At 60.1% G+C, this 16,490-nt stretch carries 13 protein-coding genes and 1 tRNA gene; 10 read left to right on the top strand and 4 right to left on the bottom strand.

What is annotated here, in order from left to right; genetic code table 11:
* Positions 1-529: 529 nt before the first annotated feature.
* Positions 530-1,039 (bottom strand): 2-amino-4-hydroxy-6-hydroxymethyldihydropteridine diphosphokinase, encoded by a 510-nt coding sequence (gene folK / locus K4A76_RS01895; RefSeq protein ID WP_274411438.1) that lies wholly within the window; start codon positions 1,037-1,039, stop codon positions 530-532.
* The gene (folB, locus tag K4A76_RS01890) at positions 1,030-1,386 is read right to left on the bottom strand and encodes a dihydroneopterin aldolase (protein WP_009682799.1); all 357 of its coding nucleotides are present in this window, start codon (positions 1,384-1,386) and stop codon (positions 1,030-1,032) included. Before folB ends, folK begins: the two co-directional genes overlap by 10 nt.
* Positions 1,387-1,460: 74 nt before the next feature.
* On the opposite strand from folB, the gene plsY reads away from it, so the two are divergent.
* A complete protein-coding gene (plsY, locus tag K4A76_RS01885) occupies positions 1,461-2,030 on the top strand; it encodes a glycerol-3-phosphate 1-O-acyltransferase PlsY (protein ID WP_274411437.1) in 570 nt (189 codons plus the stop codon).
* Between the two features lie 16 nt (positions 2,031-2,046).
* Here the strand turns inward: plsY and tsaD are convergent, their stop codons facing one another.
* The gene (gene tsaD / locus K4A76_RS01880; protein ID WP_009682801.1) at positions 2,047-3,072 is read right to left on the bottom strand and encodes a tRNA (adenosine(37)-N6)-threonylcarbamoyltransferase complex transferase subunit TsaD; all 1,026 of its coding nucleotides are present in this window, start codon (positions 3,070-3,072) and stop codon (positions 2,047-2,049) included.
* A 204-nt stretch (positions 3,073-3,276) separates the two neighbouring features.
* Here tsaD and rpsU point away from each other — a divergent pair, with 204 nt between their 5' ends.
* The 6 genes from rpsU (at position 3,277) to K4A76_RS01850 (ending at position 13,143) form a co-directional block, all read left to right on the top strand.
* Positions 3,277-3,492: a 30S ribosomal protein S21 gene (gene rpsU, locus K4A76_RS01875; RefSeq protein WP_003255575.1), complete on the top strand. Its 216-nt coding sequence runs from the start codon at positions 3,277-3,279 to the stop codon at positions 3,490-3,492.
* Between the two features lie 302 nt (positions 3,493-3,794).
* Positions 3,795-5,774, top strand: a complete 1,980-nt coding sequence (dnaG, locus tag K4A76_RS01870) for a DNA primase (protein WP_274411436.1) — start codon at positions 3,795-3,797, stop codon at positions 5,772-5,774.
* 67 nt (positions 5,775-5,841) lie between these two features.
* Positions 5,842-7,692 carry an RNA polymerase sigma factor RpoD gene (gene rpoD / locus K4A76_RS01865; RefSeq protein ID WP_182389893.1) on the top strand — a complete coding sequence of 617 codons (1,851 nt, stop codon included), beginning with the start codon at positions 5,842-5,844 and terminating at the stop codon, positions 7,690-7,692.
* A 372-nt stretch (positions 7,693-8,064) separates the two neighbouring features.
* Positions 8,065-11,808 (top strand): bifunctional diguanylate cyclase/phosphodiesterase, encoded by a 3,744-nt coding sequence (locus K4A76_RS01860; RefSeq protein ID WP_274411435.1) that lies wholly within the window; start codon positions 8,065-8,067, stop codon positions 11,806-11,808.
* Positions 11,809-11,824: 16 nt separating this feature from the next.
* A tRNA-Ile gene (locus tag K4A76_RS01855) sits at positions 11,825-11,901 on the top strand.
* A gap of 126 nt (positions 11,902-12,027) precedes the next feature.
* A complete protein-coding gene (locus tag K4A76_RS01850; RefSeq protein ID WP_274411434.1) occupies positions 12,028-13,143 on the top strand; it encodes a site-specific integrase in 1,116 nt (371 codons plus the stop codon).
* Here K4A76_RS01850 and K4A76_RS01845 read toward each other — a convergent pair.
* Positions 13,058-14,032 carry a LuxR family transcriptional regulator gene (locus tag K4A76_RS01845; RefSeq protein WP_274411433.1) on the bottom strand — a complete coding sequence of 325 codons (975 nt, stop codon included), beginning with the start codon at positions 14,030-14,032 and terminating at the stop codon, positions 13,058-13,060. The genes K4A76_RS01850 and K4A76_RS01845 overlap by 86 nt on opposite strands.
* A gap of 88 nt (positions 14,033-14,120) precedes the next feature.
* On the opposite strand from K4A76_RS01845, the gene K4A76_RS01840 reads away from it, so the two are divergent.
* Genes K4A76_RS01840 through repC form a run of 3 tightly spaced genes read left to right on the top strand, consistent with a single transcriptional unit; the run spans position 14,121 to position 16,109 of the window.
* Positions 14,121-14,357 carry a DNA-binding protein gene (locus K4A76_RS01840; RefSeq protein ID WP_274411432.1) on the top strand — a complete coding sequence of 79 codons (237 nt, stop codon included), beginning with the start codon at positions 14,121-14,123 and terminating at the stop codon, positions 14,355-14,357.
* On the top strand, positions 14,357-15,223 hold the full coding sequence (locus K4A76_RS01835) for a helicase RepA family protein (RefSeq protein ID WP_274411431.1): 867 nt from the start codon (positions 14,357-14,359) through the stop codon (positions 15,221-15,223). Before K4A76_RS01840 ends, K4A76_RS01835 begins: the two co-directional genes overlap by 1 nt.
* Positions 15,210-16,109: a replication protein C, IncQ-type gene (gene repC / locus K4A76_RS01830; RefSeq protein WP_274411430.1), complete on the top strand. Its 900-nt coding sequence runs from the start codon at positions 15,210-15,212 to the stop codon at positions 16,107-16,109. The genes K4A76_RS01835 and repC overlap by 14 nt, the downstream gene beginning before the upstream one ends.
* The last annotated feature ends 381 nt before the right edge of the window (positions 16,110-16,490 follow it).

The following is a 16,490-nucleotide window of genomic DNA, read 5'->3' as shown; positions in this document are numbered from 1 at the left end:
CCGCTCCCATAGGGGTCTGCGCTGGCTTGGAGTTGCCGCCGTACTTGCAGGAGCAACTGTCTTTCTCAAAATTTGAAAAGCCTGCGCGATTCACCTGTGGGAGCGGGCAAGCCCGCGAAGCAGGCGACGCGGTGGATGGCACCGGCTGCGCCGGTGTTCGCGGGCATGCCCGCTCCCACAGGGGGTCTGCGCTGGCTTGGAGTTGCCGCCGTACATGCAGGAGCAACTGTCTTTCTCAAAATTTGAAAAGCCTGCGCGATTCACCTGTAGGAGCGGGCAAGCCCGCGAAGCAGGCGACGCGGTGTCTGGCACCGGCACCGCCGGTGTTCGCGGGCATGCCCGCTCCCACAGGGGGTCTGCGCTGGCTTGGAGTTGCCGCCGTACTTGCAGGAGCAACTGTCTTTCTCAAAATTTGTAAAGCCTGCGCGATTCACCTGTGGGAGCGGGCAAGCCCGCGAAGCAGGCGACGCGGTGGATGGCACCGGCTGCGCCGGTGTTCGCGGGCAGCCGCGAAAAGGCCGGAACAGGCTTACGCCGGCGTCAACTGCAACCCACGCCACTCAAAGGCCACCGGGGCCAGCACCTGGTCGATCTGCGCGTCCTGCCACAACTGCGCCATGGTTTTGCCTGCCCCCGGATGCACCAGTTCCGGCGCCAGCAGCGACAGCGGCCATAACACGAAGGCGTTCTTCAAGATCTCTGCCCGGGGCAGTACCAGCCCATCGAAGTTGCCATGCAGGTCGTCATACATCAGCACGTCGATATCCAGCGGCAACCCTTTGCGGTCAGGCGCATAACGGCCATTGTCGGCCTCGATGAACTTCAGCCGGCGGTCCAGTTCGATCAACGGCAGCGCGGTTTGCCCGCTGACCACGAAATTGATGAATGGCCCGCTCTTGATACCCACCGCCTCGCTTTCGAAAGCCGGAGAGCAGCGCATGTCGGTGAGAATCGCGGCCAACGCATCAAGCCCGGCACACAAATGCGCCTCACGGTCGACATTGCTGCCAAGGCCCAGGTAAACCGTGCTCAGAGACATCCGCGCTCGATCTCCACGCCAACACCGCCACGGGCCGCCGGCACCGCGCCAGGCTTGGTCAGCTTCAACCGCACCCACGGGATGTGGAACTCTTCCATCAAGGCAGCCACCAGGCGCTCGGCAAAAGTTTCCACCAGCTCGAAACGGGCCTGCTCGGCGAATGCCTGGATACGCGCCGAAACGCTGGCGTAATCCAGGGCCAGGTTCAGGTCGTCGCCGGCCGCCGCGGGGCGGTTGTCCCAGGCAAAGCTCAAGTCCAGGCGCAAGCACTGGCGAATATCCCGCTCCCAGTCATAGGCACCGATAACGGTATCGACTTCCAGGCCTTCGATGAACACTCTGTCCAAGCACTTCTCTCCACAGCACGACAAGGGCGACTGGCGCCGTTAGAATCAGGGCGTCCTCGCCCGGAATAGTTAGCATGTTTTGGTTACTGGCGTTGCTCGCCTACCTGCTCGGCTCGCTGTCCTTCGCCATTGTTCTCAGCCGCCTCTCAGGCAGCCCGGACCCGCGTTCCAGTGGTTCAGGCAATGCCGGCGCTACCAACATGCTACGCCTGGCAGGCCGTAAAATGGCGATCCTGACCCTGCTTGGCGACCTGTGCAAGGGCCTGCTGCCAGTATTGGTCGCCCGCCTCGCCGGGCTGGACCTGCAAGAACAGGCCTGGGTAGGCGTGTATGCAGTACTGGGCCACCTGTTTCCAGTGTACTTCCGCTTCCAGGGTGGCAAGGGCGTGGCGACGGCGGCCGGCATGCTCATGGGCCTGTATTTCCCCGCCGCGCTGCTGGCGGTTGGCGCCTGGCTGCTGATTTTCTACCTCACCCGTACCAGCTCGCTGGCCGCGCTGATCGCCACCCCGCTGACCTTGCCATTGCTGGCCTGGCGCGAGCCGGAAGCCCTGCTGCCGATCACGGTGCTCACCGCCTTGATCGTCTGGAGCCACCGCAGCAACCTGCGCGATCTGTTTGCCGGGCGCGAGCGCCACTTCTGAACCTTGCCGCCCACCATTACAGCGGTGGCAATTGCTCCATCGGCCAGCGTGCCTGCACGCTGATCCCCAGGCCCTGCTGCTGCCCGGCCAGCAGCCGCTGGCAGCCGGCATAGGCGATCATCGCGCCATTGTCGGTGCAGAACTGCGGCCGCGCGTAATACACGTTGCCTTTCATGCCGGCCAGCATCTCTTCCAGCGAGGCGCGCAAGGCCTTGTTGGCACTTACGCCACCGGCGATGACCAGGCGCTTGAGGCCCGTCTGCTTGAGGGCCCGCTTGCACTTGATGGTCAAAGTCTCTACCACGGCCTGCTGGAATGCCAGCGACACGTCGCAACGGGTTTGCTCGCCGTCGTCACCAGCATTCTTGCACTGCTGCCAGGTGTTCAGGGCGAACGTCTTCAGGCCACTGAAGCTGAACTCCAGGCCAGGGCGATCGGTCATCGGCCTGGGGAACACAAAGCGCCCCGGCACGCCCTGCTCGGCCAGGCGCGCGATTTCCGGGCCACCCGGGTAATTCAGGCCAATCAGCTTGGCGGTCTTGTCGAAAGCTTCGCCAGCGGCATCGTCCAGGCTCTCGCCCAGCAGCTCGTATTGGCCGATGCCATCCACCCGAACCAACTGGGTATGGCCGCCGGACACCAACAAAGCGACGAACGGAAACTCGGGCGGGTTTTCTTCCAGCATGGGCGCCAGCAGGTGGCCTTCCATGTGGTGTACGCCAATTGCCGGAATGTCCCAGGCAAATGCCAGGGCCTGGGCGCACGACGCCCCCACCAGCAAGGCCCCGACCAGGCCAGGGCCGGCGGTATAGGCGATGGCGTCGATTTCGGTAGCGACACAGCCCGCCTCGTCCAGCACCTGGCGGATGAGGGGCAGCATGCGCTTGACGTGGTCACGCGAGGCAAGCTCGGGCACCACACCGCCAAACACGCGGTGCAGGTCGATCTGGCTGAACAGCGCGTCGGCCAACAAACCGCGTTCGCTGTCGTATAATGCGACGCCAGTTTCGTCGCAGGATGTTTCCAATCCCAGTACTAGCATGGGCTCGTCCCTTGTGGGGGCTGAATTCGAAGCCGCGCATGATAGTCCCCGTGCCGAGTGCCGACCAGCGGTTTTCGATCAGAGGCTTTGCATTCCGGCTTGCTAAGGGTTAACATCCGCAACCCTTGAAAACCGACGTTCTCCAGCACACCTTTGTTTTGCCAGGAGCACGTCTACCCCGGTAATGAATTAAGGTAGCCCTGGATGCCAGCCGTCAAAGTTAAAGAGAACGAACCCTTCGACGTAGCTCTGCGTCGTTTCAAGCGCTCCTGCGAAAAAGCCGGTGTACTGGCTGAAGTTCGTAGCCGCGAGTTTTACGAGAAGCCGACCGCAGAGCGTAAGCGCAAAGCAGCTGCTGCTGTTAAGCGTCACGCCAAGAAAGTTCAGCGCGAACAGCGCCGCGCCGTTCGTCTGTACTAATACAGGCGTTCAACGCAAAGCTTCTGCCCTGCCCGGCTAACGCCGGGCGATGGCAGTGGTCGTTTTACACTTGGGCAGCCAGCCCAAGGCCCCGCACAAGCTTCACGCGAACTGCATACGGGCAACCTGCCTGAAACGTCAGAGCTGGTCTTCGCTGTTCCATGACCAGACGTGCACGTCAGACTGACGGGCCCCTAGTGGCCGGCGGCGAGCACACATTTCCTCGCACCATATCAAGCGGCACCCGCCCCATTCGGCGCGCGAGCGATTAGACTTGCCAGTTGCCAGATGACGAGACTGCCATGGCCGGGCTGATTCCCCAGAGCTTCATTGACGACCTGATCAACCGCCTCGACATCGTCGATGTGGTGAGTTCGCGCGTCCAGCTGAAAAAAACCGGCAAGAACTACTCCGCCTGCTGCCCGTTCCACAAGGAAAAAACCCCTTCCTTTACGGTCAGCCCCGACAAGCAGTTCTACTACTGCTTCGGCTGCGGCGCCGGTGGCAACGCCCTGGGCTTTGTCATGGACCACGACAACCTGGATTTCCCCCAGGCCGTCGAGGAGCTGGCCCGCGCCGCCGGCATGGAAGTGCCCCGCGAACAAGGTCGCCGTGACAACAAGCCACGCCAGCCCACCGATTCGCCACTATACCCACTGCTGGATGCAGCCTCCGAGTTCTACCGCCAGGCGTTGCGCAGCCACCCGACCCGCAAGGCGGCGGTGGACTACCTCAAAGGCCGTGGCCTGTCCGGGGAAATTGCCCGCGATTTCTGCCTGGGCTTCGCCCCGCCCGGCTGGGACAACCTGCTCAAGCACCTAGGCGCCGACGCCCTGCAGCAGAAGGTGATGATCGATGCCGGCCTGCTGATCGAGAACGCCGAAAGCGGCAAGCGCTACGATCGCTTCCGCGACCGGGTAATGTTCCCCATCCGTGACAGCCGCGGGCGCATCATCGCCTTCGGTGGCCGGGTGCTCGGCGACGACAAACCCAAGTACCTGAACTCCCCGGAAACCCCGGTATTCCACAAGGGCCAGGAACTGTACGGGTTGTACGAGGCGCGCAAGCACAACCGCAACCTCGACGAAATCATCGTTGTCGAGGGCTATATGGATGTCATCGCCCTCGCCCAGCAAGGCTTGCGCAATGCCGTGGCCACCCTTGGCACGGCCACCAGCGAAGAACACCTCAAGCGCCTGTTCCGCGTGGTGCCCAGCGTGCTGTTCTGCTTCGACGGCGACCAGGCCGGGCGCAAAGCGGCATGGCGCGCGCTGGAATCGGCGCTGCCCAACCTGCAGGACGGCCGTCGGGCGCGCTTCCTATTCCTGCCTGAAGGCGAAGACCCAGACAGCCTGGTACGCGCCGAAGGCACCGACGCTTTCATGGCCCGCATCAACCAGCACGCCCAGCCGCTGGCCGACTACTTCTTCGAGCAACTGGGCGTCGAAGCCGACCCGCGCTCGCTGGAAGGCAAGGCCCACATGGCGACCCTGGCCGCACCGTTGATCGAAAAGATTCCCGGCGCCAACCTGCGCCAGCTGATGCGCAACCGCCTGAAAGAAATCACCGGCCTCGACCCTCAACAGGTCGGGCAACTGGCCCAGCAGGCACCCGCGCCCACCAGCATGCCGGACTACGACCCTGGCTACGATTACGACGCCATGGCCAGCTACACCCCCGACTATGGTGACATGCCGCAGTTCGAGCCGGCGCCGTTCCAGCAGGAGCAGGCCTGGAAGCCCAACAAGGGCGGCGGCAAGAAGCCGTGGGGCGACAAACCATGGGACAAGAACCGCAAGGGCGGGAAAAACTGGCAGCGCGATGAAGCGCCACCACGGGTGCCGGCGCCGGTCGAACCACCTACCCTGGCGGCCCTGCGCACCTTGCTGCACCACCCGCTGCTTGCGGGCAAGGTGGAAGATGCCAGCCATTTCGCCGACGAAGAGCACCTGTACAGCCAGCTGCTGGTGGCATTGATCGAAGCCGCACAGAAAAACCCTGGGCTAAGCTCAATGCAGCTGATTGCACGCTGGCATGGCACCGAACAGGGTCGCCTGCTGCGGGCCTTGGCAGAAAAGGAATGGCTGATCGTGGCCGACAACCTTGAACAACAGTTTTTCGACACCATTACTAGCTTGTCCGCCCGCCAACGCGAGCGCAGCCTGGAACAACTGCTCAGGAAATCACGTCAAAGCGAATTGACCAGCGAGGAAAAAACCCAGCTCCTCGCCTTGCTGAGCCGGAATGTTCCCGCACAAACGCCGACCTCATCTGGCGCGTGAGGCCCATGCTCGGGTATAATCCTCGGCTTGTTTTTTGCCCGCCAAGACCTTCAGTGGATAGGGTGTTATGTCCGGAAAAGCGCAACAGCAGTCTCGTATCAAAGAGTTGATCACCCGCGGTCGTGAGCAGGGCTACCTGACTTACGCGGAGGTCAACGACCACCTGCCTGAGGATATTTCAGATCCGGAACAGGTGGAAGACATCATCCGCATGATCAACGACATGGGGATCAACGTATTCGAGAGTGCTCCGGATGCGGATGCCCTTCTGTTGGCGGAAGCCGACACCGACGAAGCCGCGGCCGAAGAAGCCGCTGCTGCGTTGGCGGCAGTTGAAACCGATATCGGCCGCACGACCGACCCGGTGCGCATGTACATGCGCGAAATGGGTACGGTCGAGCTGCTGACCCGCGAAGGCGAGATCGAAATCGCCAAGCGTATCGAGGAAGGCATTCGTGAAGTCATGGGCGCCATCGCCCACTTCCCGGGCACTGTCGATTACATTCTCGGCGAATATGACCGTGTCACCGTCGAAGGTGGCCGCCTGTCCGATGTTCTCAGCGGTTACATCGACCCTGACGACAATATCGCAGCGCCTACCGACGAGGTGCCGGTCATCGGCGCCAAGGCCCCAGCGGCCAAGGAAGAGTCGGACGAGGAAGACGAAGAAAGCGAAGGCAGTGACGACGAAGAAGAGACCGAAAGCGGTCCCGACCCCGTTGTCGCCGCACAGCGTTTCGGTGCGGTCAACGACCAGCTTCAGGTCACCAACAAGGTTCTGAAGAAACACGGTCGCAACCACAAGGAAAGCATCGAGGCCCTACAGGCCCTGGCTGACCTGTTCATGCCGATCAAACTGGTACCGAAGCAGTTCGAGGTACTGGTCGAGCGCGTGCGTGACGCCTTGAGCCGTCTGCGCCAGCAAGAACGCGCCATCATGCAGCTGTGCGTGCGTGACGCCCGCATGCCGCGCGCCGACTTCCTGCGCATGTTCCCAAGCAACGAAACCGACCAGACCTGGAGCGGTGACCTGGCAAAGCGCAACACCAAATGGGCTGCTGCCCTGGGTGAAAAGGACGCCGCCATCGTCGCTTGCCAGCAAAAGCTGATCGACCTTGAGACCGAAACCGGCCTGACCGTTGCCGAGATCAAGGAAATCAACCGTCGCATGTCGATCGGTGAAGCCAAGGCCCGCCGCGCCAAGAAAGAAATGGTCGAGGCGAACCTGCGTCTGGTTATCTCCATCGCCAAGAAGTACACCAACCGTGGCCTGCAGTTCCTCGACCTGATCCAGGAAGGCAACATCGGCTTGATGAAGGCGGTGGACAAGTTCGAATACCGTCGTGGTTACAAGTTCTCGACCTACGCCACCTGGTGGATTCGCCAGGCAATCACCCGTTCGATCGCTGACCAGGCTCGCACCATTCGTATTCCGGTGCACATGATCGAGACGATCAACAAGCTCAACCGTATTTCCCGGCAGATGCTGCAGGAAATGGGTCGCGAACCGACCCCGGAAGAGCTGGGTGAGCGCATGGAAATGCCTGAGGACAAGATCCGCAAGGTGTTGAAAATCGCCAAAGAGCCGATTTCCATGGAAACCCCGATCGGTGACGACGAAGACTCGCACCTGGGCGACTTCATCGAGGACTCGACCATGCAGTCCCCGATCGATGTAGCCACGGTCGAGAGCCTGAAAGAAGCCACCCGTGACGTGCTCTCGGGCCTGACCGCACGCGAAGCCAAGGTGCTACGCATGCGTTTCGGTATCGACATGAACACCGACCATACCCTTGAAGAGGTAGGCAAGCAGTTTGACGTGACCCGTGAGCGGATCCGTCAGATCGAAGCCAAGGCGTTGCGCAAATTGCGCCACCCGACGCGCAGCGAGCACCTGCGCTCCTTCCTCGACGAGTGATGAACAAATCCCGGCAGGCCTAATGCCTGTTAGTTAAGCGTTACTGGGGCTGCTTTGCAGCCCTTCGCGGGCACGCCCGCTCCCACTCAAGAAATGCGCGATCCCCTGTGGGAGCGGGCGTGCCCGCGAAGGGTCGCAAAGCGACCCCAAATTTCTTAACTGACTCGCATTAGGCCCAGGCCGGGGGCATGTGCGATCCCCTGTGGTTACGGCTTCAGCCGCGAACACCGACAAAGCCGGTGCCATACGCCACGCCGCCCCGGCATTGGCGCAAGGCCCTGTTCTATCTGACAAAAGGCCTCTTGTTCTTCCCCACATCAGCAGCAATGCCCGTCTACACTCGACTTCAGACCACCTGAAAGCGAGGCCGTCATGCCCCTGAAGCCGGCCATCCTGTTGCTGATCCTGATTGTCTGGAACACAACGGCCGGCGCCCTTACCCTGACAGACGAGGAGCAAGCCTGGCTGGCTGCCCACCCGCAGCTGAGCCTGGGCGTAGATGCCTCCTGGCCGCCGTTCGAGTTTCGCGACCAGGAGGGCCGCTACCAGGGATTGGCCGCCGATTACATCGCCAAGATCCAGCAACGCCTGGGCGTGACACTGAAACCGGTCGAGCCCAGTAACTGGACCGAGGTATTGGCACAGGCACGCGAAAACCGAATCGACTTACTGCCCGGCATCATGTCGACGCCAGAACGCCAGGCCTACCTGTCCTTCACCCGGCCATACCTGGACTTTCCCATCGTGATCCTCGCCCACAAGGGCGGCGCTCAACCGCGCAACCTGCAAGACCTGTATGGGCTGAAAATTGCCGTGGTCGAAAATTATGCGCCACATGAGTTGCTGCGCACCCACCACCCAGACCTCAACCTGGTGGCACTGCCTAACGTCAGCTCGGCACTGCAGGCCTTGGCCACCGACCAGGTGGATGCTGTGGTCGGGGACTTGGCATCGAGTATTTGGAGCCTGCGCCAGCTGAAGCTCGATGGCCTGTATGTCAGCGGTGAAACGCCCTATCGCTATCAACTGGCCATGGCCGTGCCGCGCAACAATCCCGTACTGGTCGGCATTCTCGACAAAGTGATGGCCGACATGAGCAGCGGCGAAATCAGCGAGATCCAGCAGCGCTGGGTGGGCAATGTGGTCGACCAGCGGATGTTCTGGTCCGACTTGCTGGTGTACGGCCTGCCAACCGTGCTGTTCCTGATGGGCGTACTGGCCATTGTCATCCGCATCAACCGCCGGCTCAGCTCGGAAATTTCCCGCCGCATTGCCCTGGAGCAGGAGCTGCGCAGCAGCGAATACCACTACCGTGGGCTGGTCGAAAGCCTTTCAGCCATTGCCTGGGAAGCCGACGCGAACGACTATACCTACAGCTATGTGTCACCCCACGCCGAGGGCCTGCTCGGCTACCCGCTGACCGACTGGCTGAAACCGGGCTTCTGGCGCAGCATACTGCACCCGGAAGATGCCCTTTGGGCCCAGGCGTACTGCGACAGCGAAACCGCCGCTGGGCGCGACCACAGCCTCGACTACCGAGTCATCCGCGCCGACGGCCAAGCGCTTTGGGTACGCAACATCGTCAGCATGATCGAACATGGCCACCACCCCGTGATGCGCGGCCTGATGATCGACATCAGCGAAACCAAGCGCACCGAGGACGCCCTGCGGTTGTCCGAGCAAAAATTCGCCTCGGTGTTCCAGCAATGCCCCGACATCCTGCTTATCGCCCGCCACAGCGATGGCTGCCTGCTGGAGGTGAACGAGGCGTTCGAGGAACAGATCGGCCTGGTGCCGGACCAGGTGATCGGCCGTACCGCTACCGAGCTCAACCTGTGGGGCGTAGAAGGCAGCGGACCACGGGTGCTGGAGCGCCTGCACCAAGGCGGTATCCGCAACCTGGAAATGACCTTCCGTCGCAGCAATGGCCAATTGTTTACCGGCCTGACCTCGGCGGAAACCTTCGAGCTCGACGGCACCCCCGCGTTGGTAGTGGCGGTACGCGACATCAGCCAGCTCAAGGAAACCCAGCAGCAACTGCAAACCTCTGAAGAAAAATTCGCCAAAGCTTTCCATGCCTCACCCGACGGGCTGCTGCTGTCACGCCAGAGTGACGGCTTGCTGCTGGAGGTGAACGAAGGCTTCTGCCGCCTGACCGGCTACGATCTAAACCCGACCATCGACCAGACGTCGCTGGACCTTGGCATCTGGGTCGACCTCAACGAGCGCAAACGCCTGGTCGACCAGTTGAACCGCGACGGCTTCGTGCGTGATTTCACTTGCCACATTCGCCGCAGCGACGGGCAAATCCGCTTGTGCGAGCTCTCAGCAAGGCCACTGCCGATTGCCGGGATCGACTGCATGCTGACCATTGCCCGCGACATTACCGAACGCCACCTCATGCAGGAAAAACTGCAACTGGCCGCCACGGTATTCGAGAACACTGCCGAGGGCGTACTGATTACCGACATCGACCAGCGCATCAGTGCGGTCAACCGTGCGTTCAGCGAAATTACCGGCTACAGCGAAATCGAAGCTCTCGGCCAAACCCCGCGCCTGCTCGCCTCCGGCCAGCACGACAGTGCCTTCTACGCCGCCATGTGGCACCAGTTGACCGCTGAAGGCCACTGGCAAGGCGAGATCTTCAACAAACGCAAGAGCGGGGAGCTTTACCCCAGCTGGCTGACCATCAGCGCGGTGCGCAACACCGAGCGCGAAATCACCCATTTCGTCGCGGTGTTCGCTGATATTTCCAGCCTCAAGCATGCCCAGGCCAAACTCGACTACCAAGCCCACCACGACCCACTGACCGGCCTGCCCAACCGCGCCTTGTTCGAGAACCGCCTGCAGGCTGCACTGGCCTGTGCGCAGGTGTCCAACCGCCAGGGTGCGGTGCTGTTCCTTGACCTTGACCGCTTCAAGCATATCAACGACAGCCTCGGCCACCCGGTCGGCGACCTGCTGCTCAAAGGCATCGCCCAGCGCCTGAAAGAGCAGGTACGCGACGTCGACACCGTGGCCCGCCTGGGTGGCGACGAGTTCATCATCCTGCTGCCCGGCCTGCACAAGCCCAGCGACGCCAGCTCCATCGCCAACAAGCTGCTGGCTTGCTTCAACGCACCGTTCCAGGCTGGCGAACACGAGTTCTTCACCAGCGCCAGCATTGGCATCAGCCTTTATCCACAAGACGGCAGCGACGTTGCCACGCTGATCCGCAACGCCGATGCCGCCATGTACCGCTCCAAGGCCAAGGGCCGCAACCGCGTCGAAGCCTACACCCGCGACCTCACCGCCCAGGCCAGCGAACGCATTGCCCTGGAGCATGAACTGCGCCGCGCCGTGGAGCGCAATGAAATGAGCCTGTGCTTCCAGCCCAAGCTCAGCCTCAAGACCCAGAGCCTGGTCGGCGCCGAAGCACTGATCCGCTGGAGCCACCCGACCTTCGGTGAAGTGCCGCCCGAGCACTTCATCCACCTGGCCGAAGAGAACGGCACCATCCTGCAGTTGGGTGACTGGGTACTGGAGCAGGCCTGCCGGCAGATGCATCGCTGGAAGCGGGACTATGAAGCGTTCGGCCCGCTTTCGATCAACCTGGCTGGCGCCCAGTTGCGCCATCACGGCCTGGCCAAGCGCATCGAGCAATTACTCAAGACCTACGGCCTGAAGGCGGGCGACCTGCAGTTGGAAATTACCGAGAACTTCATCATGAGCCAGGCCGAAGAAGCCTTGGTCGTGCTCCACCAGTTGAAGAAACTGGGCGTGCAGTTGGCCATTGACGACTTCGGCACGGGCTATTCATCGCTGAGTTACCTCAAGCGCCTGCCGCTGGATATCCTCAAGATCGACAAGTCGTTCATCCGCGGCCTGCCTGACGACCCCCACGATGCAGCCATCGCCCGGGCGATCATCGCGCTGGGCCGCAGCATGCAATTGACCATCATTGCCGAAGGGGTGGAAAACCAGGCGCAGCAGCGTTTCCTGGCAGCGGAAGGCTGCGAGCAGATCCAGGGCTACATCGTCAGCCTGCCACTGCCGCCAGAGGAATTCGCCGCTTCGTTCCTTCGCATAGCACTATCGGATCTTTCAGATGGCACAGGTGCGAAACCCTCGTTATAATCCGGGCACTTACTGAGGGCCTATAGCTCAGTCGGTTAGAGCAGAGGACTCATAATCCTTTGGTCCACGGTTCGAGTCCGTGTGGGCCCACCAAACTCAAAGCCGCGTAGTACGCGGCTTTCGGCTTTTTGGGTTTGTGGCAGCCGGATCAGTCCTATGGTCCGAAGGTACAAATTAGGTACAGTGCGGCTTCGCTTGCACGCCTTTGGAGTCCTTCAGATGGCCACAATCGTCAAAACCCCTGCCGGCACCTGGAAGGCCGTCATCCGCAAGACCGGATGGCCGACCAACGCCAAAACCTTCCGCACCAAACGCGACGCCGAAGATTGGTCACGACGCACCGAAGATGAAATGGTGCGGGGTGTGTATATCCAGCGCAGCGGGTCCGAGCGACTGACGCTAGAAAAAGCCTTGCAGCGATATCTCAGGGAAATCACGCCGACGAAGAAACCAACGACTCAGCGGGCGGAGACCACCAAGGCGAAGCAGTTAATCAATGGGCTGGGTAAATACTCGCTCGCTGCACTTTCTGCCGAAGTGATAGCCGATTACCGGGATAAGCGTCTCTCCACTTTTACCACACGCGGTCAGCCAACCAGCAACAATACGGTGCGCTTGGAGCTAGCGCTGCTGAGCCACCTGTTCACGGTGGCCATTCAAGAATGGGGGTTAGGCCTAACGTTCAATCCTGTGCTGAACATCAGAAAGCCAAGCCCAGGAGAAGGACGTGACCGCCGCCTTACCGCTGATGAAGAGCGCAAACTCATTGCTGCGGTTAAAAAGCACAGCAATCCCATGCTGAATTGGATCGTGCGCATCGCACTAGAAACTGGCATGCGCTCTTCCGAAATCACTACCCTGCGCCGCGGTCAGGTGGATGTAGCGCGCCGTATCGTCCGCCTGCTTGATACCAAAAACACACAGCCTCGAACCGTCCCACTGACAACCGATGCCACTGCCGCTTTCCGCGAGGCATTGGCCAACCCGATTCGTCCACTCGACTCTGATTTGGTTTTCTTCGGTGAACCTGGCAAAGACGGTAAACGTCGCCCCTACAACTTCAACAAGGTTTGGTTAGACATCAAGAAAAATCTCGGTCTGGCCGATTTCAGGTTCCATGACTTGCGTCATGAAGCCGTCAGCCGTTTAGTAGAAGGTGGCCTCAGCGACCAAAAGGTCGCCGCCATCAGCGGCCACAGATCAATGCAAATGCTCCGGCGTTACACCCATCTACGAGCTGAAGATTTAGTCAATGAACTGGATGTTTTGGCGCGTCGGCGAACTGGAGAGAAGAAGGAATCGACCCCAGCGCCTTCGACACTGCCTGACGACTGATACCCATCCTCCGAGCAATCTCGCTCTGGTTCAAACCGGACGCCCGAAGAATCAGCATCTGTTTCTTGGCGTCCGTCAGGCGAGCATCAATCATAAGGCGCGCTTGCTCCCGCAGTGCACCTTCATCTGCAGCGGTAAAACCGTTGCCATGCGTGATATGGAAAGCAAAAAGTTCGGCAGCAGGAGTGTCATGCTTCGGTGACGGAGTGCGCTGAGCACTTTGTTCTGTGAGCCGGGCCAGTTCGAGATTAAAGAGATTCTTTGAGCGCTTTGCCCGTTGATACTGCGGGTTCCAAGTCCCATCAGCATGCCGAGGTCGATGGGAAGCGCAATACCGACTACTGAGGTGCAGTGCGTAGTCGGTATCGGCGCTTTCTGGCCAATCACCTGTATTGATCAGACGAGCGAGTTCAGACGGCTGCCCGCACACCTCACAAAAGTCTCTGTTGCGCTGCGCATTTTGAGTTACGCCCTCAACGGTACATCGTGAGCGAGCTGGACGCTTGCGGCCGCACGCTCCGATTACCTCCACCAATGTTTCAAGCGTCCCGATCACTTCTCTCGATTCCTCTCCAGTATGACGCGTCGCACTCATGTACTGTCGGATCAGAACTCGCTGAGCCTGCATAGCTCCCTTGTAGTGAATTGAATGGATCAGATCACTCAGGGCGGTAGTTCCCGGTGCACCCAACATGTATCGCTGGAACACCGCATCGACACACAGCAGCGCGATAGCCGGGTCGATCAGTTGCTCAACCAGCCTGCGTATCGGAAAACGTCTCGCGCTGCTTGAGTACGGCCGCCAGTTGGCGACGAGCTCTCGCACCGCCGCTTCCATGATCGGTGAACAGTTGGGCCAGACTGGGATTTCTGTTTCACTTGCGCTCATGTCAACCATAATGACCAATTAAAAGAATGTTATCAACCAGTGCACTCCCTACGATACGGATAAATCCGATCAGAAATGGAGATGAGCGATGGGCATCGAAGAAAACCTTTTGGAGCGATTTGGACCGCTATTGAGCTTGCCTCAGTTGGCGACGATTTTGGATCGTTCACCAGATGGCCTAAGAATCAGCCTGAGAACGCAAAACCCTTGGACCCTCCCCATCAACAGAGCCCGCCTGAAGATAGGCCGCAGGGTCTACTTCCGGACCTCTCAAATTGCTGAAGCCCTTAGCACCGACTCCTTCGAAGATGGCGGGCGTATTTGATGGCTATCGATCTAGCCGCAGCTTTCGAAACTCCTCCCCCGCAGCTTGATTTCATATGGCCTGGCTTCCTTGCAGGCACGGTAGGGGCGTTAATCGCCCCAGGAGCCACCGGCAAGAGCTACTGGGCGCTCGAGGCAGCCATGTCTGTCGCGTGCAGCGTTGCCGGAGGCGACCTTGTTGGGCTCTCTCCAGCACTAACCGGAAAGGTGGTCTATCTCGCAGGCGAAGACCCGAACGTTGCGTTAGTGCGCCGTATTCATGCGATAGGCCACCACCTGAACAGAGACGCTCGTTGCGCAATCGCTCAGAACCTCATCGTGGAGCCGCTCATGGGCAAACGCCTGAACGTCATGGATGAACGGCACCTTGTTCGCTTAATTGAGTTTTGTGAAGGCAGCCGATTGATAGTATTGGATACCCTGAGCCGCATTCATGACAAGGACGAGAACAGCAATGGCGATATGGCAAGACTCGTCGCCACGCTTGAGCATGTTGCGACCTGCACTGGGGCCTCAGTTTTGTACCTTCACCATGTCAGCAAGGGCAGTGCCCGCGAAGGGCAGACGGATCAACAGCAGGCAGCACGTGGCGCATCTGCTCTAATCGACAATGCCCGTTGGTGTGGCTTCGTTGCGAAGATGACAGAGGACGAGGCCCAGAGCCTCAGCGACCGCGCCTATGACCGTCAGCCCATCGGCAACGACCGGCGCGGCTTCTTTGTCCGCTTTGGTGTCAGCAAACAGAATTACGACGCTGCACCGCATGAGCAATGGTATGAACGCCGCGACGGCGGCGTTTTGATGCCGGTGGAGTTGTTGAACGTCAAGCAGGACAGCGGAAAAGGGCGTCAACGTGAGCAAGCATGAGTTGACTCATGCCCGGCACGACCCGGTGCATTGTCTTGCACCCGGCCTGTTCCGTAGCCTCAAACGTGGCGAACGCAAGCGCAATAAGCTGGACGTTGCGTATGACTACGGTAACGGCAAGCGCATCGAGTTCAGCGGGCCGGAACCATTGGGGGCCGACGATCTCCGCATTCTGCAAGGACTGGTAGCAATGGCTGGGCCTTCTGGCCTTGTACTTTCTCCCGACCCTCAGACCGAAGCCGGTCGTCAGCTCAGGCTATTTCTCGAACCTAAGTGGGAAGCCGTCCAGCAGGATGCGATGGTGGTCAAGGGTAGTTATCGGTCGCTGGCCCGTGAGGTTGGGTATGCGGACATAGATAATACGAGGCCAGTACGCGATTGCATTGAGAGGCTCTGGAAAGTCTCTATCATTGCGCAAAATGGAAGCAAGCGGCAGGGCTTCCGTTTGCTGTCCGAGTACGCAAGTGATGAGCAGCAGGGCAAGCTGTATGTAGCATTGAACCCTCTTATTGCGCGCGCAATCATGGGAGGGCAGCACATCCGCATAGACATGGCCGAAGTCAGGAAGCTACAGACCGATCCTGCCCGTCTGATTCATCAGCGACTGTGCGGCTGGATCGACCTCGGCAAGTCAGGGCGGGTAGAGCTGAACACGTTATGCGGCTATGTTTGGCCGGATGAACCGACGAACCTGAATACCATCAAAAAACGCCGCCAGACAGCACGCAAGGCGTTGGTCGAGCTTGCTACCGTTGGTTGGAGACTGAACGAGTATGCTAAGGGCAAATGGGAGATCGGGCGACCCAAGGCATCCGAGTTTAACGCTGCGCCGCCCTGTTTAACGGCACCCATCCCCCCGTTTAACAGTATCCAATCCCCTGTTTAACGGCACCCCGCCAGTTTCTGAAAACCCAGCACCGGCGGGCCTTTGCGGGCCGCTCGCAGATTCCATCCAAGATTCTCTAAGAATCTCCATCATGGGCGCTAAGCTCCGCGCCTTGATGGCGCAGCTCATCGCCTGCTGCTCTTGGTCGGCCTACGGCCGTTGTGCACCAAAAGGAAGGGCGGCACCGTCGAACACCTACCACCAAAACCACCAAGTGCATCGCGCCGTCTGCGGCATCCGAGGACACACAAAAAGTAAAGGTCTAGTAGCGAACGACCAACCAGAACGACGCACAGCCGCCAAAATGCTTTTAAATTATGCAGGATGAATATAGCATAGCCGATTCTTACTAATAATTTTCTATAGTCAATGACTAACCGC

The organism is Pseudomonas sp. NEEL19 (assembly GCF_028751975.1).
In the GTDB taxonomy this organism is placed as follows: domain Bacteria; phylum Pseudomonadota; class Gammaproteobacteria; order Pseudomonadales; family Pseudomonadaceae; genus Aquipseudomonas; species Aquipseudomonas juntendi.
This window is presented reverse-complemented; position numbering and strand designations above follow the sequence as displayed.

Excerpts from the sequence above, each read along its gene's own strand:
- folK (WP_274411438.1), bottom strand. The coding sequence starts at position 1,039 with ATGTCTCTGAGCACGGTTTACCTGGGCCTTGGCAGCAATGTCGACCGT.
- plsY (WP_274411437.1), top strand. The coding sequence starts at position 1,461 with ATGTTTTGGTTACTGGCGTTGCTCGCCTACCTGCTCGGCTCGCTGTCC.
- tsaD (WP_009682801.1), bottom strand. The coding sequence starts at position 3,072 with ATGCTAGTACTGGGATTGGAAACATCCTGCGACGAAACTGGCGTCGCA.
- rpsU (WP_003255575.1), top strand. The coding sequence starts at position 3,277 with ATGCCAGCCGTCAAAGTTAAAGAGAACGAACCCTTCGACGTAGCTCTG.
- dnaG (WP_274411436.1), top strand. The coding sequence starts at position 3,795 with ATGGCCGGGCTGATTCCCCAGAGCTTCATTGACGACCTGATCAACCGC.
- rpoD (WP_182389893.1), top strand. The coding sequence starts at position 5,842 with ATGTCCGGAAAAGCGCAACAGCAGTCTCGTATCAAAGAGTTGATCACC.
- K4A76_RS01860 (WP_274411435.1), top strand. The coding sequence starts at position 8,065 with ATGCCCCTGAAGCCGGCCATCCTGTTGCTGATCCTGATTGTCTGGAAC.
- K4A76_RS01850 (WP_274411434.1), top strand. The coding sequence starts at position 12,028 with ATGGCCACAATCGTCAAAACCCCTGCCGGCACCTGGAAGGCCGTCATC.
- K4A76_RS01845 (WP_274411433.1), bottom strand. The coding sequence starts at position 14,032 with ATGAGCGCAAGTGAAACAGAAATCCCAGTCTGGCCCAACTGTTCACCG.
- K4A76_RS01840 (WP_274411432.1), top strand. The coding sequence starts at position 14,121 with ATGGGCATCGAAGAAAACCTTTTGGAGCGATTTGGACCGCTATTGAGC.
- K4A76_RS01835 (WP_274411431.1), top strand. The coding sequence starts at position 14,357 with ATGGCTATCGATCTAGCCGCAGCTTTCGAAACTCCTCCCCCGCAGCTT.